This window comes from Lentzea flaviverrucosa (assembly GCF_003350445.1).
GTDB lineage: Bacteria > Actinomycetota > Actinomycetes > Mycobacteriales > Pseudonocardiaceae > Lentzea > Lentzea californiensis.
Window position 1 is genome coordinate 349,931 of sequence record NZ_QQAU01000003.1, and the last position, 23,019, is coordinate 372,949.

Here is a 23,019-nt window from a genome sequence, read left to right on the forward strand (position 1 = left end):
TGGTGTCTATTTGGCTCGAACTGGGGCAGCTGGTCCGGTGGTGTATGTGGGCATGGCTGGAGAACGCCATGGTCGAGGACTTCGAGGACGCCTTGCCGTCTACGCGAGTGGCAAGGCCGCGGTGAGTGGCTTGGGTGAAGCTGCCTTCAACCGGGCGGTTGCGGACCCGTGTTGGATACGTGATCGGCTCGCGGATCTTGAAGCGGGTAAGCCAAGTACGGCACGGAGCTGGGCTCGGTCGGCGATCGACGCGGTTGACCTGTATGTGAGCTGGGCGTGCACAGCCGATCGCGCCTCAGCCGTGAACCTCGAGCGTCGAGCGCTGGAACTGCTTGCCGCCGAACCGCTGTGGAACGTTCGGCGACCGGCAGTGCGGTGATGGCCGCGACGTCGATGCTCAGCCTGATCGCTCTCGTGGTGCTCGTGGCCATCGTAGGTACGTGCCTGCTAGGTCGCCGGAGACGGCGTAGTGCGCGGTCAGTATGGACGTGACCGCCGCGATCGGATGTACCAGCAGCGCTGCTCCGGGTAGGGGGAGTGCGACGAGAAGTAGGCCGTCGCCCGCGTGAAGGTTGAAGTGCGCTTGGGCACCTGCCGGGATGAGGACTTGTCGTCGTAAATCGATCGGCCAGCTTGGCCGTTCGTCACGTGCTTTGTGGACGATGATGGCGTCGGCGACTACCGATGTGTAGGTGTGGTCGCCGGTGTTCCAGCCCAAGACAGTGAGTAGGTCGGTTGCAGGAACTCGGCCGGAGTGGTCGATTTCGCGATTGTCATGTGCAGAGAGGGCTCAGAGGCAGCGGGGACCGGCTGGGTATGGGGACGGCCGCGGGTAGCGCTGGATATTGCGGTGAGCAGGGTGGGACGAATAGTGGGGTAGGCGAGTCAGTCATGGTGCTCACCTCGTGCGGTCGGCAGGCGGGTGTGTGTCTGGTTGTTCGAGCGTGAGTGGGTGGGGTTCGCCGGTGAGCGTGGCGAGTGCGGTGGCGAGTTCGGGGAGTTGTGCGCGGGTGTAGATGCTGGTGCTGTCGTCGGGGTGGTCGTGGTGGCCGGCGTAGGCGCGGGCTATGGCGTGGCCGAAGTGGCGTTCGACCCAGGTGAGGGTGGTGTGCCGAAGCCAGTGGGTGGACACGCCTTGCACGGCTGCCCATGGCAGGTGGTCGCCGATTCGGCGCCATAGTCCGTCGTAGCGGCGGCTGGTGATCGGTGTTCCGTCGTGGTAGCGAAGCAGTTGCCCAGGTGAGGGCCTGCCGGTGCCGCGTTGATCGCGGTGGTGGATGCAGGGCACCGATCAGGGTGGGGCTGGCGGGTTGCCAGCGGATCGTGTTGTTCTTTTCCCGCAGGCGAAGCAGGCACCATTGAGGATCGACGTCGTCCTCGCGGAGTGCCAGTGCACCGCCGCGGCGACAGGCGGTCTCGGTGTGTGCAGTCGCAGGATGAGTGTGTCGAGTGGAGTGTCGTTACCTGTCGTGGCGGCGATGTCGTTGATCGCGGCCAGTTCCGGGTTGGTGAGTGCTCTGCGCAGGGAGCATTGTCGGCTGGGTTTCGGTATGGCTGCGGCGGGGTTGCTCTGCAGCGGAAGGAGTTCGTCGCGAATCGCGTGTGTGTAGATCGTGCGCATCGCGGCGAGGAGATGCTCGCCTGTGCTGTGGCCGCCGCGGTCAGTACGGCGAAGGATGCGCGTTCGCATGGTATGGCGCATCAGGATCTCGATGTCGGTGGCGTCGCACTGATCGAGTCCCCTGTCTCCGAACGCGGCGATGATCTGTGCCCAGTAGGTCGAGTAGGTGCGACGTGCTCCTGGGCCGGCAGCGAGGGCGACTTTGGGTATGTACTCGGCGAAGGTGGGGACTTGTGCGGGCTCTCGGAGAAGATCTTCGGGCGAGAGACCGAGCCGACTGAGAAGTAGCCGCGCTGCCTGGAGTGTGTCGGTGTTAGTGCTCATGGTGCGCCTCAAGGCTGTGTCAGCCGGTGTGAGACGCGAGTGAGGCTTAGCTCTGAACGTCGTGCCTGCCGTCCATTCTCGCGGCACCGGCGGGAATATGGAGCACCATCATCGTGGGGCTCGTCCTGGCTCTGCGCTTGCGTGGCAGGAGAGACGCTCGACGGTTGGCGAATCGCTGGGATGGATCGGCCAAGCGTTGGCTGTGCGGGCAGCGGATGACGCCAATGGACAGGTCGTTGTGCGGCGGCCTGCCTACGTCGCCTGGTGCGATCAAACCGGAGGTGACGACGAGTCAGAGCTGCTAGGTGTGAGCTCTGGCGCTGTGGGCGTGCCGCCTGCAAGATCAGGATTCTTGCAGGTCGACGCGGGTCCTTTGAGGACGTTTTTGCCTGTTCAATGCGTGTGGAGCTTCCGCTGCGTGTTTCCTAGGCTGATCGGCTCGGTTCCGCCTGAGGCGGCGTGCATGCTCGGCGTTGAGAGCGACGCTCTGCGCCGCTGGCATACTCCGATCGTGATCGAGTTTCCGGCGGACGTGGAGGCGTACTACCGGTGTCTGTCGGCGCAGCGGAGCTGGCCGGCGGCGACTGAAGCTGCGTTCCGGGCAAGTGTCGCGTGGTATCGGGCGTTGGAGGAGAGCTCGGAACCTCGTCAGTACTACGAGTACGTGGACCGTGAAGGCTTGGTCGAGGAAGGATCTCGCTGGCTGTGGGAGGCCATCGCGGTCAATGGCGAGACAATGGCCATCAAGCAGATTGAACTAGGTCCGTCCGGGGTTGCTCACTGCTACTGGTGGCGGCGTGTGGAGGACGATGTCGGCGGGCTCACGGATCAGCCACTCGACCTTGTTGAACCAGGTCTCTCGCCTGTTTCCCGCTCGGCGTTCTACTCGCTCTGGGACGCAATGTCGACGGGTGACGCTCGTGGGTCATCCAAACCGCCGAGTGTTGAGGGGCCTGAAGGGATGAGCGTCAGCGGTAGCAGTGGCGAGCATGATGGTCAGGTGAGAGGTTCGTGGATGACGATCCCGGCTACCAGCGTTGGCTGGATGTGCACTCGGTTCTATATGTGCTGAACGCCGAGCGTACGCCGAGGCCGTCGTACTTGGTCCTGCACCGGGCAACGTGTCACACCTTCAGCGGCGTTCTTGCTCGAGGTGCCCAGTGGACCGCGGACTACATCAAGATGTGCGGTCTTCGAGCGGATCTCGAAGCCTTCGCACGACACGACGTGGGTGGGACTGCCCGAGCCTGCTGTGATCGCCGGGGGTGTAGGTCTTCCAGACGCCACCTGCATCGGCCTAGATTCGGGTGACGTGCTTGCTGTGCAAGCCGAGCGCCTCCGCGATCACGAGTGCCGGTGTCTGGAGGACGAGTTGGCGTAGCCCGGCCACTCAGGTGGCTTATGGAGCCCTATCCGCACATCAACCTGAACCGCCGTTCGATGACGCCAGCGCGCTCGGCGGCATGAGAGTGCGTTGGACCGCCGGAGCCGTGTACAACTGCGTCTGGTTGATCTCCAAGCGGTGTCGAGAGCGCGGCACGCTCCCGCCGCGCGATGCGGCGTCGATTGGCATGCTGGTCGCGCATCAATCGGATGTAGGGCTCGACACTTCCCCCGCCAGTAGGCGAGGTTGCTGCGGGTGGTCAGGATGTGGGGGTGGCCCGGGCCCGGGCCCGGATCTGGTCGGTGAGCAGTTGTCACGTTGAGGACTCCCGCTTACTCCCCGAACGCCCCAGCCGAGGGATGTGCGCGTGCGTGGGCAAATCAGTTGCCATTGACGGATGCTAGAGCTGTGAACTGTCCATGGATCGATGTCGACCAGGCCCGTCGCCAACTGGATTGACTGACGTTCCGCCGGTAGATCCCGCCGGGCACTCACGGCGACGATAGCGCCGTGAGTGCCCGTGTCACTACTTTGCTTTGCCAGGAGGTGAGGTGCACTGCACCTGGGGAGTACCCCAAGCGTTGTTGGCGTCCTGGCCGCTACGAGTGTCGAGCAAGGTCAAGCGGATGACGCTGGTGATGTCGACGTCGATCTGCTGAGGCGCGTCGGTGATGGTCGCCTGTCTGGATGCGATCTCCACATCCTCCGCTTTGACGGCGAACCGCCCGGTTCCACCAGTCTTGGACGAGGCCGCGTCCTTGCCCACCCACACGGTCAGCCTGGTGCACTTTCCGCCAGTGAGCCACGTTCTCCGGTTGTTCGGGTCAGAGGCCGACGAAGAGTAGTAACCCTTGATGCTGCTCGGAAATGGATCCGGTCCGGTTCCGATGCTGATCGAGTTCACGGAGCTGTGCCCGTTACCGAACGACACTGGCTCGTAGGCCGTCAGCTCGTACGAGCCACCGGCACCGCGCGGAGAGCCTGTGGATCGCGTTGACGCCGCAGTGCTGGTAGTGGTGGTCGTCGTGGTCGTGTCTGGAACAAGCGACTCAGAGACGGGCGTCGTACGGTCGCCGGTCAGCGTTTGACTGGTGCTGGGGCCGACAGCTGGAGCGGCGTCGGTGGGACCGGCCGCGTTGTTGCGGCCAGTGCCCTGAGCGGATTCGCTGAACAGGAACGCCGTGCCGATGAGGCTGCCCACCAACAGGATGATCCCTGCTGCCTTCACGGGTTTTGGCGGAGCGAGTAGGCCTGCGACACCTGCGAGGAACGCGACGCACACCACCGTCACCGGTATCAACTCCGCGCCCTGCTTGACCAGGGTGACCAGGGCCGCCACGTCGGCAATCGTCCCGCATCCCGCGAGGATCCACCTTCCGTGACCGGCACCTTGGCTCTGCGTGGGCGGCGTCGTTGTCATGACTGATTTGATCGTGGCGCCTTCGGATGCGTTACAAGCCGGCGACTGACTTTGTTCGTATGGCCTGGAATTCGTGAAGTGGCGCTCGGATCTCCGTTTGCGTTTACGCGTGGTGCGGATCTGAGGGGCGCGACGAGTGCCGGACGGCTACCGCGATTCTGCGGCGCGAACCCTATGAGTGCCGAAAATACATCCGTGCAGGTTGTGAGCTTCGGCGCGTGGCTGGCGGTGCGGCAACGCTCAGAATTCGTCCGCTCATCGGCATGAGGGGACGCTGGCGGCGTCGGCTCACAGGGCGCCGTCCGGAGGGTGATTGTTCGAACGACGATGCTGGGTACGTTCGTCACCCGTACACGGCTGAGCAAACAACGCAGTACGCCGACAGGTGCCGATCAGCGAGGACAGCTCGCCAGTGGCGGTGTAGCCGCCGACCGCCAGGCGGCGGTGCCGCCCGACATCGTCGGCCAAGGGGACCACCGACGAACCGGCCTGCGCCGCCTATCCGATGCAGATGCCCTCGGTCAGCCCGAGCGTTGGGGCGGGCGCGAGGGTGCCGGTGACCGGGCTGGCCATCAGTGCGGTCGGGACCTCGTGCCCGATGTCGGCGAAGAACAGTCCGGAAATGGCGGACTGCGCTGTTTGGGTGGACGTGAGCCGGGGCTCGTCACGCGCCCGTGGGTCTGCGGTCTCGGCTCTGACCTGAGGAGCTGATGATGACCGTGCTGACGAATGTCGAATTGCTGGCTGTGGTGGCAAACCACCGAGCGGTGGCAACGTCGGTGCCCGAGGCGGGTGTGAGGTTCGCGTTCTATGGCCGGATGTCGACGAGTGAGTTTCAGGATCCGCAGACCTCGCGAGCGTGGCAGCGGGCGGTGTCTGATGAGTTGATCGATGGTGTCGGTTCTGTGGTTGTGGAGTTCTTTGACGTGGGGAGGTCACGTCGTTGGTCGTGGTGGGACCGTCCTGAGGCGTCTGCGTTGCTCGCCGCGGCTGCCCGGTCGGACCGTGTGTTCGACGCTGTGGTGATCGGTGAATACGAGCGCGCTTTCTACGGAGACCAGTTCCGCGATGTGGTCTCGCGGTTGAAGAAGCTGGGCGTCGCGGTGTGGTTACCCGAGGCTGGCGGTCCGGTCGAACTGGACAGCCCGGTTCATCAGGCGTTGATGGTGTTGCTTGGTGCGCAGGCTCAGCGGGAGGTGGCCCGTGCTCGTCAGCGTGTGCTGGCGGCGATGCGGGCGCAGGCCAGTCAGCAGGGCCGGTTCCTGGGCGGCCGTCCGCCTTACGGGTACCGCCTGGTCGACGGTGGCGCGCATCCAAATGCCCGGCATAGCGAGTGGGGTCGGCGGTTGCAGGTGCTGGCGCCGGATCCTGTGACCGCGCCGTGGGTGCGGTGGATGTTCCGTGAGCGTGCGGGTGGTCGTGCGCTGGCGTCGATCGCCCGCGAGCTGAATAACCGCGGCGTGCCATGTCCGTCGAGTGCCGACCCAGGGCGCAACTCGCACAGGACGGGCGCGCGGTGGGTGGTGACTGCGGTCGCGGCGATTCTGGATAACCCGCGGTATACGGGCCGGCAGGTGTGGAATCGGCATGGCACGCGGGGGAGGGGACCTGGAGGCCGGCGGGGTGGTCGTGCCGCGGGCCGGGTGACCCGCAACCCGGTCACGGTGTGGGAGGTGTCCGAGAAGCTCTCGCATGAGCCTCTGGTCGACGATGAAACCTTCGTGGCGGTTCATCGGATCAGGGCGCCAAGACCGGCCAAAGACGGCGGGACACGCAGATACGCGCTGGCTGGTCTGATCGTATGTGGGGTGTGTGACCGCAGGATGGACGCTCATTGGGTGCACGGCAGGCCTGCCTACCGGTGCCGCCACGGCTTCAACAGCGCGTCGACCCGGCCTCCGGATAAGCCGGCCAACACCTACGTCCGCGAGGACGTCGTGCTTCAGACGCTCCCGAGACTGATCACTGAGCGCGGGCACAATCCGGAGCCTGATCCGACAGCACAACTCCACGAGCTACAGATAGAAATCACCTGCGTAGGGTCTGATCTGAGACTAAGGCCCTGGCTGACCAGTCGAAATCACGTGCAAATTCAACGTCCAACGCAAGCGGCGCTTGCGTTGGATTGGGGATCGGGGACGCCAAAAGTGCCCTTATAAAGCAATTACCCCACTGGGAAAATAGCTCACGTGGGGTAATTCCGTGTCCGAGTCGCACACTATTCACCCATGTAGCGCTCCGTGGTCGGGAGTAGCTATCTGGCCCGCACGGTCTCTCGTAGGCCCGTCCCACATGGTCCACGTGGGACGGGCCTAAACGTTGCGCTCGCACCCGCTACTAGCAGATGTGCCTGTGCAGGCTGCGGGACAGCCCTCTCTGTCCCGTCTCCGACCCCGTGGACATCCCTGTCGAGCCCGGTAAGGGACTCCGCTCTGGGACGGCCGTTGCGGCATAGCAGCCTTGACGCAGCCTGCTGCCGCCATGAAGGCCAGACCATAGGTCTCCGATCTGGCACCCCTAACATGCCCGATCGGAGACGGACTGCTGGCAGACAACACCGCTGCAGAGCCAGGCCATTTAGCGTTTTCGACCGTGATCAGCATGTAGTTGTCTAAGGCGCGCCAGGATGCTCACCATTGATGCTGAACTGGAACGTCTGTGCGGTTGGCACCGCTGCGCACGTGCGAACTGTCGTCGAGGTAACGGCGACACGAAGCCGAGCGATCAACACTCAGCTGTAGTCAATGATTGAGGAGGATCCTAGCTGTGCGACGTCCATCTATCTTCACCATTTTGGCGTCAATAATTGCGGTGGCGTTAGCGTTGGCCAGCAACATGGCGACAAACACGGTAACTGTCAAGGAGGATTGGTGGCCGTACGCCGTCTGGTCGGCGGTAGGTTTGTTGACGATCGGAATGCTCCTCGTGGATCTGAGACGTCAACGCGCAACGGCGAATTTAGCCACCGCCCAGCCGCTGCGAAGCGAGCAAATTGCGGACGCGGCCGGTGCGTTGCGCCGTGCCAGTATCAGTTACCTTAGTGACGAGGTGCGCCAACGCGGATTACGGGATACTCCACCTATGCGAATACCGGTACTTGCCGTATCTGGACGGATCGCAGCTGGCGCTAATAGCGTCTTCGGTCGCAAGAACTCTGTGCGTAACAGGCAAAAGGCTCTGCAGTCAGGTGACGTCACTCGACTTGCGGAACTCATGGAACGAATTCCGCGTAAGCAGTTTATTTTACTTGGTCCAGCGGAGTCCGGGAAGACCACGGCGGCGTTGTTGCTCGCACTTGGCATAGCTGAACGGCGTTCTGTCGACGATAGACCGGTGCCAGTGCTTCTCCAGCTGGCGTCTTGGGATCCATTCAGAGATAGCCTAGGAGATTGGCTGCGTGATCGACTAGCAGAATTTGTTGACGACACACAGATTGTTCGTGATCTTATGGTTAGGGGCTTGGTTCTGCCAGTCCTTGACGGATTTGATGAGCTACCCATCGGAAGTCACGTCAAGGCAATCAGGATGATAAGCGAGGAATTTGGATCTACTAGACCATTCGTGCTGACGTCGAGGACTAAAGAGTTCACTGATGCAGTTGAAGCACATGGCAAGCCGTTCCCTCGTGCGTTGGTAGCTGAGTTGGGTGCGGTGGAGCGGGAGGTCGCCGAAAATTATCTCACCACTGCCGCGCCGGCGGGTGCAGGGAAATGGGCTCAGGTCCTGGATCGGATAGAGGACGCGCGCACTCCGCTTTCGATCTATCTTGTGGGCGTTCTTGCGCGAGATCCAGATGTCAATTGGGACCAAGCGCTAGGGGATAAGAAAAGCTTTCGAAGTAGCATATTTGATACATACTTGGCCGAAGTCTATCGCGATCTGGAGAAGGCCGGGAAGGCAGGTGAGCCACGATGGGCTGGCGCAGATAGGATTTTAAATCATCGTCAATGGCTGCAATTTATCGCTCACGGAATGCGCAAGCGAGGCGTGGCGGAGATCTCATGGTGGCGACTGGAAGAAGTGATGCCATCTAGGCTCTTTCGCGGCATTCTAGGTATATCGCTAATGTTTCTCGCGGCGACTCTTGTGACGGCCATCTATCCTGAATGGTGGTCAATTTCGCTGGCTGGTGCGATTGGTGGAGCGGCGGGATTCGAAGCTGGCGGTAATCGCCCTGACGTGCATGGCTTTCACTTCGCTCCGAAAAAGTTTGCTCTATCCTTTTGGTTGAATGTGAAGAAGTCCCGAAGACTGGCTTTAGGTTCGGCATTTATAGGTGTGGTTGCGGGTATAATCAAAGGCGGAACTGTCGGACATGTGGCCGTCTACTCATTGCTTTTTAGCACGGTATCCCTGCTGTTCGTTGGTGTGGTAGGGGGTGTGATTTACGGGATAGAAGACAGTTTTGTTCATGCTGTGACTAGGGATGATTTAACCGACTCGTCGAAGTCTTTAAGAAGCGATCTGCGATCTCTATTGTTTTCTTCTTCTTTTATGTTGGTACTAGTCGTGCTTGCAATTTATTTCTCGGGTTGGTCGTGGGGCTTGCTTTGTGTGTTCGTATTGGTTCTGGTTGTGGCTGCGGTGTCAAGAGGGCGTGGTGGTCGGTTCTTGATTGTTTTGCTGCTGTTTGCCTGGAGACGTGTGCCATGGCATTTCCTGAGTTTTCTCGACGACGCCCATCATCGTGGACTTCTGCGTCGATCTGGGGCGTCTTATCAGTTTCGTCATGAGAGTCTGCGAGACTATTTGGCGGATTCGTATGCTAAGTAGTCCTGCTAATTGGGCCGGCTCAGCGTTGCTGGCTGGTGTCCGGATTCCCCGCATGAATTCCGTCATCGAACGCTGGGCAAGACCCTTCGCACCAAACTATTGGACCGCACGCTGATCTGGAATCAGACCCGCCTACGGCACGCGCTGCGCGAGTACGAGCGGCACTACAACGAGCACCGCACCCACCGATCACTCGTCGGCGCGGCAGCCTTGCGGGGTCCGGCCCCAGCCTCTCGAACCCGATCAGATCGAACGCTTCGGCGTAGATCGGCAAGACCGTCTCGGCGGAGTCATCCACGAGTATCGCCAGGGTTCCTCTCCGAGTGCTCCGGACGTGCCAGCGACGCGGGCGAGGTACGTGATAACGGCGTGCGACGACCGCAACTGGTCGAAGAGGAACTCCCAGTCCTGCCTGAGAAGCGCAACGGTGGGGACGCGGCCAGAGAGGTCCGCATGCGGCATGCCGGCGGGAGGGGATGGGTGGTCGATGATGACCACTCCGGTCCAGATGATGGTCGGGCCATCGATTGTGACCTGTCTGCCGCGGCCGTTGGTCATCGTCTTGGTCTTGCTCGACAGACGGCGCGCGGGGCCTTCCACTGCTTGTGGCCGGCGACAATCTTCTTGTTCAGCCAGCTGGTCTCCTTGGCGGTGTCTGCGGGTTGGGTGTCGCGGAACTTTGACTTGGATGATGAGACCTCGGGTACCGGTGATGATCACGCCGTCGCTGATCTCGCGAACCTCGCGCCCCTTCCGCTCGACCATCGGGGACATGACGAAGTCGGGGAGTCCCCAAGTCGCTGCGGCGTCCTGGATCGCGAGCTCGGCTGCGGCCCCGTGACTGGCGTGGCGATGCAGAGGTGCTGGTGGTGGGATCGTGCGCTCGAAGATCCCTTGAGTGGTGCGAATGATCAGGGTGCGGTCTTCGGTTCCGCGCACGACGCCGACGCCAATGTCGGACTGTGCGAGTTGCTCGAGCTCTTCTTCTGTCCACCGTCGTGGGACAGCGTCCCGTCTCGCCACACCGGTGCGCGTTCCTGCGAGCCGGTGAGCGTGCGTGCGTCAGGAACCTGTGCAGCCAGCCACTCGAACGACAACGCGAACCGGATCACCACGTCGAGGACGAAATCGACGCGCTCGCTGAAGGTGTCTTCCGGAGAAATGGGCCTGTAGCCGTCCGCGAAGACGAGGTCGATGTGGGTTCCTGGAGCGCCGCTGAGGTCTGTGTCCTGCGTGTAACTGTCGATTCGGAAGTGGGCGACCTCCAGGACGTCGATGAGCTCGCCCGCCTCGGCGGGCTGCAAGCTGAGCAGTCGTCCCGGGGTGGGTACGAAGATCTGTGGTTCAACAGGCGTGGCCCATGCCCCTACCTGTGCACCTTCTTCGAGGCTCTGCGTCCAGTCGAGCAAACTGTTTCAGGCCTGACCGGAAGAGCTGCACTCGTTCGTGGTCCGGTTCCGTTCGGAACGGCTGGCAGTCGATGATCACTTGTGCTTGCGTCGCGAGGACGCCGTCGAGGCAGGACTCGTCGAGCAGTTTCTCCAACGACTCCTGCGAGTCGGCGATGGGAAAGAACCTGGGCGTTCGGAGGCTTGCAATCGTTGTTGCACCGAGAAGTTCTCGGCCGACTCGATGACCAGTGTGTCCAGGCACCCCCACAGCTCGTTGATGAAAGTCCGGAAGAACTTTGTGAGTTCCTCTCGGGCGTCGTACGGCCACATTGCGTAGACGGTGAGGCAGCCGGTGCCGTCAGCTTCCGTGACCAGGCCCTGGTCGAGGAATTCGTCGTCGAGAAGCTCGCTCCAGAAGGTGTTCAACTCTGCCTTGGCGTTCAGGGCGGAGCGGAGGTGCTCGTACGCCCGCGGGTAGGACTCACCGATCATTGAAAGAGCGTAGTCCTGGTAGGACGGCTGGCTTCCACAACCAGAAGATGCGCGCGTGGCTAGACTGCAGGTCACTGAGGCACGACACCGACCGGCACCGCCTGCCCGAGAGCGTCGAGCGGGAGCTCGACATGCGCTGGCGACCGCGGTGCCGGTCGGTCCGACGATCTACGAGGTGCTGCAGGTCTACGGGCCGACGATCAAGGAACTGATCCACGAGCAATTCGGCGATGAGATCGTGAGCGATTTCCGGAAGTAGTCGATGAGCGACGCGGCCGGGCTGTTCGAGTGTTTCGCCCTAGCTGAAGGCCAACGTACGGGAGGCAGGGAACAGCAGACTCACTCAGACCTCGAGCACTCGCCGAGCGAGGTTGGCAAGACGCTGATACTCGTCGAGGTTGTGCACCTCAACCGTCGTATGCGGGGCAGGTGTGACACTTTGTAGTCAGGGCCGCTCAGCAGTGATTGCGTGCACTCGTGCTGGCCAGGTCCAACCCATGTGCTCATTCAGCAGGACCACCAGTTCGTTCCCCGTCACTAGCTCCATTCTTGCATCAGTGGCGAATTCTTGTCGAGCCGAATTTGTGAACCCGGAAGCCGATACCACAACCCCTTTATTGACTGGCCCGTTAAAGATGGTACTCGATGCACCGGATGAGTTCTCCACAACGCTTCGTAGGTTCCGCACGTCGCGTACGCCGACGTTGCCTGACTTGCGTTTGCATTCGATTCGCAAGTACTCGCGACGCCCCATTTCTTCGCGCTTTGCTTCAATGTCGCGGCCGCCATCTCGGCTTGCGCGTGTTAGAGAAGTTTGGTAGCCAAGGTCTCGGTAGAGTTCCTCGATGAGGCGTTCGAATTGGCGTGGACTGATGTCGAAGAACGTCTTCCTGCGATCGTTGACTGCTTCCGGAATGCCGATGTACTTAGCGCGAATAATCGCCTCGATGTCAGAAAGGCCGTGAATCTCGTCATCCGAAATGTGTCGCAAGTACGCGTCGAAGTATGCGTTTAACGCCTGGATCGCCTGTCGAGGATGGTTGGGAAGTAGCTGTCCTATCCATTTAATTCCTTCTCGTGGCTCGGGTCCTTCCTTTTCGTAATATGCAAGGACTCGCTGGAAATGTGGACTCTCCTCCAGTGCCTTAAAGTAGCTTCTGGTACCTTCCGGGCTTCCATGAAGCTCAATTTCCCTGCGGTATATTTCGTGCATTTGGCGATCGGAGTAGGTGGCGCGTGGCTGGAACAGCATGGCGATCACTAGCCTCCGAACTTCGAGTTCGTCGCGATCGCCGATAGTCGTCAAGTAAAGCTCAAGCATTTCGTCATTGGGAAATCTAAGGTCGGAAAGTAGTGAAGGCTCTGTCGTCACTCGCTGGGTGATCCACTTTTCGAGTTCCGACTCGATTTCCGCCTTAGTGCTCATGGAGAACATTCCTTTGATTAGCGCTCGATCGGAAATGTGGCGCTGGCTTTGCGCTGTCTGAGGTAGTTTGTCGATGTACGAGGCGAGTCATGTCGAACGATTGCTGACGAATGGCATCCCAGGGTCAAGCGGAGCGTGGAGCCGTACGCGTTGCCTCGGAAGTGGTACCTGACGCGTTGGCGGAGGTGCTGCCTGCTCGGAGGCCCGGCCGTTCGACGGCGGGAGCTTCAGTGCGATTCCGACGTAGAGCAGCGTGCCGAACGCGCCGGCAATGCAGCCCTGAGCGGGGGACACCCGGTGGTAGTTCGTCGAAGTACCACGCGTAGACCCCAGGCCTGGCTGGGATGGCCGAATCGCGCGCCAGCACCTCGTCCCTCGAGTGCACCTGGCCTGGACTCAGCAACGGTCTCGCGCGCTCGCGGTAGGCGTCATCGTTCAACTGGAGCTCCTTGAGCGGTCAGCGGCGTTCGCGTCGAGTGGAAGGTTCCGTCCTCGCAATAGATCAGCTCCATCCCCGTGGCCTTCAGAAGGTCGATCAGGCTCGGCGCTGGCCGGGCGGGAAGGAGAACCGCGAGGCTCGCGTCGGGTCGCAGGTGGTGCTGGTAGTCGAGGAGTTGGCCGATGGCCATGCGGACGTCCTGCCTGCTGGTGGACGCCTTGGCCTCGATGATCATCGTCTGCCGGTCGTCGAAGACGTCGCAGACGAGTTCCTCGCCCGTGGGCAGCCTGCCCACGAGACAGCGCAACTCCCGTCCCAGGAACTCGCTGTACTGCTTGATCAGCCTCGCCTCGGGGTAGGTGACGGTGCGCGGTCCGCCGTTGTTGCTCGACGTCGTGTCCTCGGGAACGTCACCGACCGGCCGGGAGGTCAGCACGGTCTCGGAGCGGCGCGGGCGGTTCGTCCGGCCGCGGGCCGCGCTCGCCTCGAGCACGTGCCATTCGGCCGGAGTGAGCGGGAACGGGTTGGCGCCGCCGGGCATCCGCAGGATCCTCGCCCGCGCGAAGGCCGGGTCGGACTGGAGGCGCTGCTTGGTGATCGGTGCGTCGAACAGGTAGCGGTCGAACCGCAGGTCGACAACGTCCGCCTCCGACGGCGGTTGCTCCTTCCAGTAGGAGTCGAAGTCGGTCGTGCGGTGGACCGCTGAAGTGATCTCGCCCAGTCCGTAGACGCCGGCGGCCGCGCCGGAGATCCAGAACGCGAAGCGGTCGCCGGGCCGTAGGTCCTGGTGGTGGATGGCGACAGTCCACCGGTCGAGTTCCATCGTGTTGTCCTGATACCAGGCCCAGACGTCCCACACGGCCGGGTTGCACTGCAGGAGCCAGTACCGCGGCTGAGTCGCCTGTTCGGTTCGCAGTTCGCCGAGGCGTGCGTGCCGGTCCGCGGGAATCAGCGTGATGCTGCGCAGCGGCGCGGACAGGCCCAGCGGTGTCAACACGCGGTCGGCCGGGATCGCTGGCTCGTACTCCTGGACGTCGCCGAGCGCGACGATGTGCTCCCAGGTCGCGCCTTCCTCGTCGGCGCCCCACACGGCCCTCGCAACGTCCGCGTTGCGGAACACGTGCAGGATGGTGGCTTCGGCGAGGAAACCCATGTCGGCGTAGAAGAGGATCCGGTCGCCCGCTCGCCGGTTCCGCAATGCGACGGCCTTGGCGTTGCCGGTCGACGCGGTGGGGGTGGAGCCCCACAGCCTGGCAATCCCGTCCGGGAACAGCCGACTCAATGCGGCGAGGTCGTCGCCGAGCTCGGACGCGATGTCGGAGATCCGGACCCCGCGGCGGACGGACCGCTCGAAGTTCTGCGGCCCGTTGTGCCGCGAGCCGCCGCGGGGCTGCAAGACGAGCTGGGCGTTGGTCATGATCACGAGAATAGGGACGGGCACCGACAATTTCGGGCGCGCGTCACCGGCCGAGCACTGCGTGCAGGTAGGCCTGGGTGTCGTTGTCGGTGGAGTACAGGCGACACCCTCTGGCTCCGCGGCTGGCCAGGACCCAGTAGGTGTTCGCTGCGAGCCGGAGGTACTCGCCAGGACTCACGTCTTTCAGCGCCGGGTCGTGGCTGTACTCGGGGCGAGCCACCCAGCTGTCGCCACGGCGAACGAGGTCCGGTCCCATGATCACGCCGGCGTAGTCGTACTCGAGTCCCAGGCAGGTGTAGATGCAGCCGACCTGGTTCTCGCCGCCGGCATCCGTGGCCCAGTACTCCTTGCGCGGCGCGAGAACCATCGCACCGTCGCGGTGCGTGTCGAACGCGTTCCACGGCCGGACCCAGCTGCGCCGCGCGCCGGCCGGATCAGTCCAGCTGATCGACACGTCTGGAATCAGTGAGCGGCCGCGTGGTTTCTTCGTCCATGGCCAGCAGAAGCCTGCGGTGATCCGCACGCTGTGGCCGCCGCGGACGTGCTCGTCGGCCCAGCGCGCCAGCTCGCCTGGGTCGGCCGCGATGCCGAGGTCGTAGTCGGTGCCGTGCCACTGAGGATGCGTCTGGTCGAACAGCAGCCCTTCGAGCCAGCGGAGGTAGGGCTGCGAGCCGCCGCACCGGAACTGGCTGGTCAGGTCGAACGAGGTGAACCGCGCGCCCAGGTGGTGAGCCTGCTGCTTCAGTTCCTCGACGGTGAAGCCCTCACCGGGGTTGACGATCTGCCGTTCGTCGAGGAACAGCACGACCACCGAGGTGCGGTCCAGCAGCCCTTCGACACACCGGTTTCCGCGCTTCATGCGCTGTGCCTCGTCGACGAGCAGAACTTCCCTTACCGTGGGCCGCTGCTTGCCCAGGTAGGTCTGCAGGTTGCCGAATAGGCCCTTGGCTGCGGGGTCAGCGGCTGCCCGTTCCAGTTGCCACCGCAGGGTTCCCGACGGCGTGAGGTAGCGGGCTTCGACCCCGCGGAACATTCTCGGGATGTCCGCGAGCAGCCGTGCGGCGATGACTGTCTTGCCGGTGCCCGGCCCTCCCCGGACCACGACGAGATGCGAGGCCTTGCGTCGGTCGCGCACAGCCTTACCGATCCTGCCGAGCACGTGCAGTTGTGCGTCCTGCTGGGCCCCGACGAGAGTGAAGGACGGCTGGCCCGCCAGAACCGCCGCCAGCCGGTCGAACACGCGTCCCGAGGGCGCATGCGGCGCTGCCAGAAATCGCGCGACAGCCTCGTCGCTCGGTGCGGCCAGGTCGTTGGACAGGAGCGCCTTGGCCAACGTCGCGGGGCCGGCGGTCTCCTCGATGTCGGCTCGGCCGAGCAACGCCACATCGCGGCTGCCCTCGCTCGTACGTACCGCGTCGCGGAATTGTTCGACGGTCGCGGGTGGTGCGTTGTGCAACAGGGCGACGGCACGGAACTGGAGACGGAGCGCCCGATGGTCCAGCCAGTCGGCGAAGTAGGCGACGTACCCGGCAGCCTGGCGGCACGGGTGCGTGTACTCACGTCCCTTGACGGCGACCAGCAGCGCGTCGGCCCACTCACAGCTGTCCCACTGCTTCAGCTCGACGACGATCGCGGCAAGCCCGCCATCCTCGCGCGCGCCCAGCAACAGCGCGTCCACGCGTTGACCGGTCCCTGGCAACTCGTACTCGAGGAACAGGCGCAAGTCGCCGAGCCCAGCCCGCGTCAGCGCGCCGAGCAGCTCGGGCCAGCTGTTGCGCCAACTGGCCTTCTCCGACTTGCTGAGCTCCTCGGCTCTCGTCCGCTCGAACTCGGCGACACAACCGTCGATGAAGCCATCGAGTGACTCCTGCATGGCGGTACGTGCGCCGCTGACCGTTCCCCCGAAGACGTACATGATCTAGAGCTACCAGATCACCACAGTTCAAGCTGTGGCGGGACGGCCGAAGGATCCTGTGCATGGGCGGCCAGTGAGCCGGCCGTCCGGGAGCCGGCATTCGACCTGATCCATGGTTGGTTTGTAGTTGCTCTTCAGCGGGCTCAGACCGTGAGCTGACGCTGTCCGAAATGGCGCGGAATCCGCATTGCGTCGAGATGTGTGCTCGATAGCGGGTCCACGCGCCCAGCGGTAGACGCCATGAACGAAAAAGCGGATGAGGATTGAAAACTCCTCATCCGCTTGATCAACTCCGATGTCCGAGGACGAAGTCGCACACTATTCACCTACGTAGCCCTCCCCGGACACGAGTAGGACCGCCGTCCCGTTGAGGTGTGGGCCCGTTCCGCAGCGGTTGCGCGTGGGACGGGCCTCACGGTGTCAAGCTTGGGGAGCTGCCTGCGTAAACCGGAATATCGGGAGACGGGACGTGTGAGGCGGCACCTCGTCCCGACGGCTACTTCACCTCGCGTACTGGCAACGACAGAGACACGGGCGGAGACCTACACAGGTTTACCTGCAGTGATCACTTTCGAGCGGTACAAGATCGCAGACCTGGTTGTGGTCGGACACGCGCTGTAGACGGCTCTCCGGCGCGTCGGTTTGAACGGTCGCAGACTGCGGCGCAGAATCGAACCCGTGTTCGATCCGCCTCGGCTGACTCGTGGTCGCCGTGCGCTTGGTCGGCAGGGACGGAGGGTAGAAGGTGAGCGAGGAGCCAATTCCGGACGGTGCCAGCGGCGATCTACTGCTTGTGCAGGTTCGTGAGGCGTATGGCCGTGCCGCCTACACCCACAAGATCCATGAGAAACGGGCCGACCTCTGCTTCCAGAAGCACTGCCGGCAACGGCGGCTCCTCGTCGGACTGATGTTGACCAGCTCCGGCACGTTCTTGGTCTCGCTGCTCGGCCTTGTGCGCCTAGTCGCGGCGAATGTTATCCCGAGCTGGGGAATCTGATGATCAAGCGTCTAATAAGGTGGCAGAATCGCCGCGCAAAGCCTGGTCGAGATGCTAGCCCATCGGCGATCCGCGCAAGCTATCGGTCGACAATCTCGGCGGTATTGCGAGTGCTGCTAGTGATGCTGGGAATCCTTATGGTCTTCGGATTTCTAGTCGTCGTGCTTGGCCCTATATCGCAGTGGGCTACAGTGGGGCAAGATAAGCTTTTGGGTAAAGAGCGAGCGGATGCGATTAATGCCACTCGTCAAGTTCTCCTTGCAGCCACTGGTGGCAGTGCGGTATTAGTTGGGCTAGGATTCACTGCGCGTACGTACTTTCTATCGAAACGCGGTCAGCTGACCGACAGGTACACCAAAGCGATAGCTCAGCTAGCTTCGGAAAAGCTTGCCGAGCGTCTCGGTGGTATCTACGCGCTGGATCATCTGATGCGCGAGTCTGAGGCTGATCATGCCACAGTTGTCGCCGTACTGGCCGCATTTATTCGCGAGAATGCCGCTATCGAAATTGTCTCGAAGAGTGGCGATGTGGATGCTGAGGTTGAGTCAGAGCCGCGTCCGAGGACCGATGTACAGGCGGCGCTGACCGTTTTAGTGCGTCGTCCAGTGCGTCCCGAATCTGGATATATTGATCTTTCCAATACCGACCTTCGCGGTGCTGACTTGCGATGGGCTCGACTGCAAGGTGCGTATCTTACGCGGGCGTGGCTACAGTTTGCCAACCTGTCTTCGGCAGACCTTAAGGACTCCCACCTGCGAGGTGCTCGCTTACAGCACGCATGGCTAGTCGGTGCTGGTCTGTCCGAATCCGATCTCATCGGTGCCGAGCTGGAACAGGCTAATTTGGGTGGGGCGGAACTGAGAGGCGCGCGACTGCTTCTCGCTAACTTGAAGGGTGCGCACCTGCTTCGGGCGGATCTGAGTCGTTCCGACCTGGCAGGGGCATCGCTCGAAGGCGCTTATCTAGTTGACGCGCGTCTCGACGAGGCGAATTTGGCGGGCGGCTGGATAAGCGGCCGGGTGAAGCTTGCTTCGAAGGGGTTTCACAGCAGGGAGCGATACCTGAGCGAAGACGTCGGTGGTGCGTGCTTGAAAGATGCCAAGTTGACAAGAGCGCGACTCAACGGAGCGCGGTTGGCTACGGCCAAGTCAGGTAGGTCAGCGCCAGTGCAAGACCTAACCGTTGACCAGCTACTGGAAGCGCAAATTGACGATCTGGCAGAACTCCCCGCGGACCTACGAGATAAAGTCAATGAGCAGCGCAGTTCGAAGTGAGCAGGCCAGCGAGTTTTATTTCCTGGTTTGTGATAGGGCTAGCCAGTTCACGACGTCGTTCGATCCCGTTCTCGCGGACGCCGGCATCGACGTTCTGAAGATCCCACCGCAATGTCCGCGGTCCAACTGCTACGCGGAACGCTTTGTCGGCACCGTCAGGCGCGAGCTCACGAATCGGCTGCTGATCATCAACGAGCGGCACCTGACGTCAGTGCTAAACCGCTACCTCGCCCACTACAACCACCGGCGACCACATCGAGCGCTGCGCCATATAGCGCCATGACCTGATCACCCGACCAGAGAGCCAGGCTGTGGATCCGTACGTCGTCGGCAGGTGTTTGGCGGCTTGATCAACGAGTATGAACCGGCAGCAGCGTGATCCGCAGGTCAGGCCCGTTGAGCCGTTTTGGCACCCCACGGGGAAGCTCGGCGGGATGGATTAGGTTCGCAAGATACCGGACTGAGCTGATTCAGCAGCAATGACTTTATGTTAGAGCGATCTGAGCTAGTCGCTCAACTTGAGCGACTAGGTCCTGTGGGGAAGCTTGGAGGTCAAGGGCCCACGTCGTGATTGTGATAGACGAGTTGAGGATGCAGTGTGATGTGATCTTGGCACTGTCGCCGGCGTAGACAAGCCAAGCGTGGTTTACCTGGAGTGCGGTGCAGTACGCGAGAACTTGGTAGATATCAGAGTTCGGGTACCGTCCAGATGCGGTCTCCAGCTTGTACTTCGCGTCCACGATTACCTGAGGCACCTCATCTACAAGGTGGACGACGTCGACGGTCATAGAGATCGCTTTGTCAGTGTCAAGCTTGGCGGGGTACTGGCGTTCGGTTCGGCCTCGACCACCGTTCCACGCCTCGGTCAGCGCGGTGGTCACGAAGTCCTCAAATACCTTCTCCATGTTGACAACGAATGAGGCGATGGACAGGCCATCCTCGCCGACCTCAAACGAGAGCGTGTCTAAGACGAGTTGTGCGATCCGTAGCGCGGGATGGTAGCGAGCGTTGAGTCGGGTTGCTCTCCAATGTGGCGAGGGCGCACCGTGTGTCAGCGGGGAGACGTCCGCCAGGCGATTCAGCAGATGGCGTAGCCGAGTTCGAATCATCGGATCGACGCGGGGGACAGAGATCATGCGGCTCACTGCTGCCCGCAGCAGGCGGTTCTCGGGGATATCAACGGTGAACTCGTCGTGTGTGATCTCCACAGGCATCAGCCGGCCAGGGCGGCTAGTGATCTGGTCCCCGACTCGTATGCGGCCGCGGATCACGGTGCTTGTCGCATGCTCGGTGGTGTAGCCAAGGAGCACTCCGCGTACGAGCGCGCGTTCGACGTTGCGGCATAAAGTTTCCGCGACGGCTGCCCAGAGATCGGCGGCGGTCACACCCTCAACGTTCTCGGGTAGGAAGCCAGGATTCATGGCATATCCAAGCATGAAGAGCAGGCGAGAGATCGTGACCTTGGGTGTTACAACGACGTCAAGCCCGTGGGCGTGCACCGCACCGACTCGCTTGACCTTCGGAACCAACCGGTAAATTGAACCGCTAGGCCGGACTTCAACCAAACTGCAGTCCTGTAGATAGGCCGCCTGCGCAGGGGTGAGCGAGACCGTCGCACCTGATTGGTCGTTCTCTTTCAGAACGATCATTGGCGGTTGCGGATGGCGTTGAGGCTGAAGGTATCGTGCACTTGTCGCCGGGATTTGCTTTCATAGAAGTGCTCTTCGAGGAGCGGCAAGATGGAGTGTTCCCACACGAGGTCGAGGCCGTGGTCCGCATCTGGTTTCATCAGATAGGCAGGACCGATCTTGAACTCATGGTCCGCTCCGATCGCCTGATTGAGTTTATCGAGTAGAGATGCTCGTTCGCTGCCTTTGCCGTTTGTCTTGGCCCACCGCGACAGCACGCCGCTGACTGGTGGATGGTCTGGGTGGAGTTCGACGAACGCAAACCGGCGTCGCATGGCGGCATCCACAAGTGCAATAGAACGGTCGGCTGTGTTCATTGTACCGATTATGAACACATTCGGCGGAAGCTTGAATCGGGCGCCGGGGGAGTACTGGAGGTCAATAGCCTCGTCGCGGTACTCCAGAAGAAAATATAGCTCCCCGAACACTTTCGGCAGATTTGCGCGGTTGATCTCATCGATGATTAAGACATATGGCCTGCCCTTATCTGCCTCGGCGTCCGTGGCCAGCCGGCGCAGTGGGCCGTGTACAAGGTCGAAAGCTGCTGTCCCTCCATCGAGGCGGGGGCGGAACCCCTCAAAGAAGTCTTCATAAGTATAGGAGGGATGGAACTGTACAAGGCGGATCGCGCCAGGGTCTGTGATATGGCGCGCCAGCTCCCGAGCAACATAGGTTTTCCCGGTTCCGGGAGGTCCATACATCACGACCTGTTTACGGTGTTGCAACAGCGTAATTAGCTTCTCTAGCCAAGGTTGCTCGAAATACAATCGATCGGCCAAGTCCAGGGTCGCGGGCGGCAGTTCTACCCCGCCTGCTGGCTGAGTAACAGGTTGTGACAGGTCTGTCGCCAGACGGTTCGCGTCGCTCGCGGTGTAACCAGGAACCCGTAACCGTAAACGGATCTGCTTTGTGGAGTTGCGACCCGCCGAATTGGTGATCCTGTGTTGGGCGCCGCTCAGTTTCTTTCGAAACTGCTCGATGTCTGTCAAGTCGGCCAGCGAGACAGACTCATCCAGAATCGTGCGGTCCGCTTCGGGTAGATTCTGGACGCTGCTGGAGTCAACTATCCCGCTCACCAGTACGGCATCACGATGGCGAAGTCGACTGAGTAACAGTTCAAGAGCACGGTTGTACTGCGGATTGCGTCCGTTCGGTCTTCCAGTGGACCTGCCACTCGCGCTCTTCATGACCAATGCGAGTCCGTCACCGTCCGACTCGACCTCGAAGTCCGCGTCGAGGACCTCGCCTGTGTCATCCGTCGCCTGCACACCCTGATCATCGCTCGCGGGCATGATGAGGTTACGGGCGCGAGTCGACTTTGCCTGCAAGTGAGACGCTGTGCCGTCGCCTGCGGTCCGCCGCCACCTGCCGTGGTCGTCCATCGCGGCAAGTCGCACAGGATGTCGTCCAGCCGTTGAGGTGATGGTGCCCGATACGGTTCGCTCAACGTGTCGACACGCTGATTGTTGAAGCGCCCAGACGGCTAGATGTCATGATCGGCAGATGAGGCTCAAGCAGGGAGTTACGGCACCTGCCGCCGCGGACACGCTGGGCCGCGTGCTCACCGCGCTGGGCAATCTGCGCGGCCACCGCAACGACCCGGCCACGGCGTACCTGCGGTGGGCCGGCGACGCCGAGCGTCAGCTCCAGCAACTCTTCGTCGAACCGGATCTTGCCCAAGGCGTGCGCAGCGCGCGGTACGTGGCCATCCTGAACCTGCGGGGTGCCGCGGCCAGCGACATGAGCTTGATGCCGCTCTACCAGGAGATCGAGCATCAGTACGCGGCGCTCAGCGAGGTTCAGCAACAGTTGGCACGGCTCTTGGACCTCGCCCGGCGGCCGGGCGACCTGATCCTCGTCTACGACACCAACAGCCTCATGCACTACCAGCCCCCTAACCGCATCACGTGGTCCCGGCTCTTCGACGCACCGGGCCTCGTGCGGCTCGTGGTGCCACTCTGCGTCATCGCCGAGCTGGACGAGAAGGGCCACACCGGCAGCGCAGCGATGGCTAAGCGCGCCAGGGCAGCAAGCCGGGCCCTCCGCGAGATCACCGATGCAGTCGCGGCCGGCCGCGCGGCGAAGCTGGTGCATCCCGATACCGGCGCCGTGCTCGGGGCCACGCTCGAGGTACTCCTGGAGGAGCGCGGGCACCGGCGGCTGCCGCAAGTCGACGACGAACTTGTGGACCAGGCGGTGGTTCTGGCTGGTCTGAGCGGCACACCGGTCCGCCTGTTAACCCATGACCTCAACTTGGGGCTCCGGGCGCGGGCCGCTGGCGTCGACGCTGTCGAGCTGCCCATGGCCTTTAGACGGGACCGCGACGACGGCTGAAGCCCTCCAACCGGCATGTCTCAGGAGCCTTGGAGGACGGTCGAAGGATCCTGTGTATGCACGCCCAGCGAGCCGCCCGCCTGGGAGTCGGATTCGACCGGATCCCATGGCTGGTTTGTGATTG

General features: G+C 62.2%; 19 protein-coding genes and 1 pseudogene. 8 read left to right on the top strand and 12 right to left on the bottom strand.

Translation table 11 applies throughout. The features are described from left to right. Positions 1-898: 898 nt before the first annotated feature. Both DFR72_RS47695 and DFR72_RS47700 read right to left on the bottom strand, forming a co-directional pair. Positions 899-1,132: a hypothetical protein gene (locus DFR72_RS47695; RefSeq protein ID WP_342768640.1), complete on the bottom strand. Its 234-nt coding sequence runs from the start codon at positions 1,130-1,132 to the stop codon at positions 899-901. Between the two features lie 159 nt (positions 1,133-1,291). Continuing rightward, a complete protein-coding gene (locus DFR72_RS47700) occupies positions 1,292-1,945 on the bottom strand; it encodes a hypothetical protein (RefSeq protein WP_342768641.1) in 654 nt (217 codons plus the stop codon). A gap of 511 nt (positions 1,946-2,456) precedes the next feature. Between DFR72_RS47700 and DFR72_RS45475 the strand changes: the two genes are divergently transcribed. Next, entirely contained in the window at positions 2,457-3,017 is a 561-nt protein-coding gene (locus DFR72_RS45475) for a hypothetical protein (RefSeq protein WP_143086571.1), read from the top strand. 838 nt (positions 3,018-3,855) lie between these two features. Here the strand turns inward: DFR72_RS45475 and DFR72_RS11530 are convergent. Continuing rightward, a complete protein-coding gene (locus DFR72_RS11530) occupies positions 3,856-4,668 on the bottom strand; it encodes an NPCBM/NEW2 domain-containing protein (protein ID WP_245982811.1) in 813 nt (270 codons plus the stop codon). A gap of 794 nt (positions 4,669-5,462) precedes the next feature. Here DFR72_RS11530 and DFR72_RS11540 point away from each other — a divergent pair. Together DFR72_RS11540 and DFR72_RS44945 are read left to right on the top strand one after the other, a co-directional pair. Continuing rightward, on the top strand, positions 5,463-6,908 hold the full coding sequence (locus DFR72_RS11540) for a recombinase family protein (RefSeq protein WP_245982814.1): 1,446 nt from the start codon (positions 5,463-5,465) through the stop codon (positions 6,906-6,908). A gap of 607 nt (positions 6,909-7,515) precedes the next feature. Next, on the top strand, positions 7,516-9,522 hold the full coding sequence (locus DFR72_RS44945; protein ID WP_143086570.1) for an NACHT domain-containing protein: 2,007 nt from the start codon (positions 7,516-7,518) through the stop codon (positions 9,520-9,522). Between the two features lie 243 nt (positions 9,523-9,765). On the opposite strand, the gene DFR72_RS45480 is transcribed toward DFR72_RS44945, so the two are convergent. From DFR72_RS45480 to DFR72_RS11555, 3 genes are all read right to left on the bottom strand, one after another. Continuing rightward, the gene (locus DFR72_RS45480) at positions 9,766-10,461 is read right to left on the bottom strand and encodes a hypothetical protein (protein WP_170176228.1); all 696 of its coding nucleotides are present in this window, start codon (positions 10,459-10,461) and stop codon (positions 9,766-9,768) included. After that, entirely contained in the window at positions 10,434-10,826 is a 393-nt protein-coding gene (locus DFR72_RS11550; protein ID WP_090062734.1) for a hypothetical protein, read from the bottom strand. Before DFR72_RS11550 ends, DFR72_RS45480 begins: the two co-directional genes overlap by 28 nt. A gap of 180 nt (positions 10,827-11,006) precedes the next feature. Continuing rightward, complete coding sequence (locus DFR72_RS11555) at positions 11,007-11,405, bottom strand: hypothetical protein (protein ID WP_090062732.1); 399 nt, start codon at positions 11,403-11,405, stop codon at positions 11,007-11,009. 148 nt (positions 11,406-11,553) lie between these two features. Between DFR72_RS11555 and DFR72_RS46830 the strand changes: the two genes are divergently transcribed. Then, positions 11,554-11,664 (top strand): cyanase, encoded by a 111-nt coding sequence (locus DFR72_RS46830; RefSeq protein ID WP_245982816.1) that lies wholly within the window; start codon positions 11,554-11,556, stop codon positions 11,662-11,664. A 186-nt stretch (positions 11,665-11,850) separates the two neighbouring features. On the opposite strand, the gene DFR72_RS11570 is transcribed toward DFR72_RS46830, so the two are convergent. The 4 genes and pseudogenes from DFR72_RS11570 to DFR72_RS11585 all read right to left on the bottom strand — a co-directional run bounded on the left by DFR72_RS11570 (position 11,851) and on the right by DFR72_RS11585 (position 16,602). Then, entirely contained in the window at positions 11,851-12,831 is a 981-nt protein-coding gene (locus DFR72_RS11570; RefSeq protein WP_170176229.1) for a restriction endonuclease, read from the bottom strand. 17 nt (positions 12,832-12,848) lie between these two features. Then, positions 12,849-12,989: pseudogene (locus tag DFR72_RS47870) on the bottom strand (hypothetical protein); the annotation flags it as partial. A 270-nt stretch (positions 12,990-13,259) separates the two neighbouring features. Further along, complete coding sequence (locus tag DFR72_RS11580; RefSeq protein WP_143086569.1) at positions 13,260-14,687, bottom strand: EVE domain-containing protein; 1,428 nt, start codon at positions 14,685-14,687, stop codon at positions 13,260-13,262. 43 nt (positions 14,688-14,730) lie between these two features. Continuing rightward, positions 14,731-16,602 (bottom strand): DNA/RNA helicase domain-containing protein, encoded by a 1,872-nt coding sequence (locus DFR72_RS11585; protein WP_090062724.1) that lies wholly within the window; start codon positions 16,600-16,602, stop codon positions 14,731-14,733. Positions 16,603-17,347: 745 nt separating this feature from the next. Here DFR72_RS11585 and DFR72_RS11590 point away from each other — a divergent pair. The 3 genes from DFR72_RS11590 to DFR72_RS11600 all read left to right on the top strand — a co-directional run bounded on the left by DFR72_RS11590 (position 17,348) and on the right by DFR72_RS11600 (position 19,156). After that, entirely contained in the window at positions 17,348-17,599 is a 252-nt protein-coding gene (locus DFR72_RS11590) for a hypothetical protein (RefSeq protein ID WP_090062722.1), read from the top strand. 110 nt (positions 17,600-17,709) lie between these two features. After that, on the top strand, positions 17,710-18,873 hold the full coding sequence (locus DFR72_RS11595; protein ID WP_170176230.1) for a pentapeptide repeat-containing protein: 1,164 nt from the start codon (positions 17,710-17,712) through the stop codon (positions 18,871-18,873). Continuing rightward, entirely contained in the window at positions 18,851-19,156 is a 306-nt protein-coding gene (locus DFR72_RS11600; RefSeq protein ID WP_211335390.1) for an integrase core domain-containing protein, read from the top strand. The genes DFR72_RS11595 and DFR72_RS11600 overlap by 23 nt, the downstream gene beginning before the upstream one ends. Positions 19,157-19,358: 202 nt before the next feature. On the opposite strand, the gene DFR72_RS11605 is transcribed toward DFR72_RS11600, so the two are convergent. Continuing rightward, on the bottom strand, positions 19,359-20,402 hold the full coding sequence (locus tag DFR72_RS11605; protein WP_170176231.1) for an McrC family protein: 1,044 nt from the start codon (positions 20,400-20,402) through the stop codon (positions 19,359-19,361). Between the two features lie 116 nt (positions 20,403-20,518). Further along, complete coding sequence (locus DFR72_RS11610; RefSeq protein ID WP_211335391.1) at positions 20,519-21,829, bottom strand: McrB family protein; 1,311 nt, start codon at positions 21,827-21,829, stop codon at positions 20,519-20,521. 235 nt (positions 21,830-22,064) lie between these two features. Between DFR72_RS11610 and DFR72_RS11615 the strand changes: the two genes are divergently transcribed. Next, a complete protein-coding gene (locus DFR72_RS11615; protein ID WP_090062715.1) occupies positions 22,065-22,895 on the top strand; it encodes a PIN domain-containing protein in 831 nt (276 codons plus the stop codon). Positions 22,896-23,019 lie beyond the last annotated feature (124 nt).

Bases quoted from the DNA above. Each gene is read 5' to 3' on its own strand.
- DFR72_RS47700 (WP_342768641.1), bottom strand. From the start codon at position 1,945: ATGAGCACTAACACCGACACACTCCAGGCAGCGCGGCTACTTCTCAGT.
- DFR72_RS11540 (WP_245982814.1), top strand. From the start codon at position 5,463: ATGACCGTGCTGACGAATGTCGAATTGCTGGCTGTGGTGGCAAACCAC.
- DFR72_RS11555 (WP_090062732.1), bottom strand. From the start codon at position 11,405: ATGATCGGTGAGTCCTACCCGCGGGCGTACGAGCACCTCCGCTCCGCC.
- DFR72_RS11570 (WP_170176229.1), bottom strand. From the start codon at position 12,831: ATGAGCACTAAGGCGGAAATCGAGTCGGAACTCGAAAAGTGGATCACC.
- DFR72_RS11580 (WP_143086569.1), bottom strand. From the start codon at position 14,687: ATGACCAACGCCCAGCTCGTCTTGCAGCCCCGCGGCGGCTCGCGGCAC.
- DFR72_RS11585 (WP_090062724.1), bottom strand. From the start codon at position 16,602: ATGTACGTCTTCGGGGGAACGGTCAGCGGCGCACGTACCGCCATGCAG.
- DFR72_RS11600 (WP_211335390.1), top strand. From the start codon at position 18,851: ATGAGCAGCGCAGTTCGAAGTGAGCAGGCCAGCGAGTTTTATTTCCTG.
- DFR72_RS11615 (WP_090062715.1), top strand. From the start codon at position 22,065: ATGAGGCTCAAGCAGGGAGTTACGGCACCTGCCGCCGCGGACACGCTG.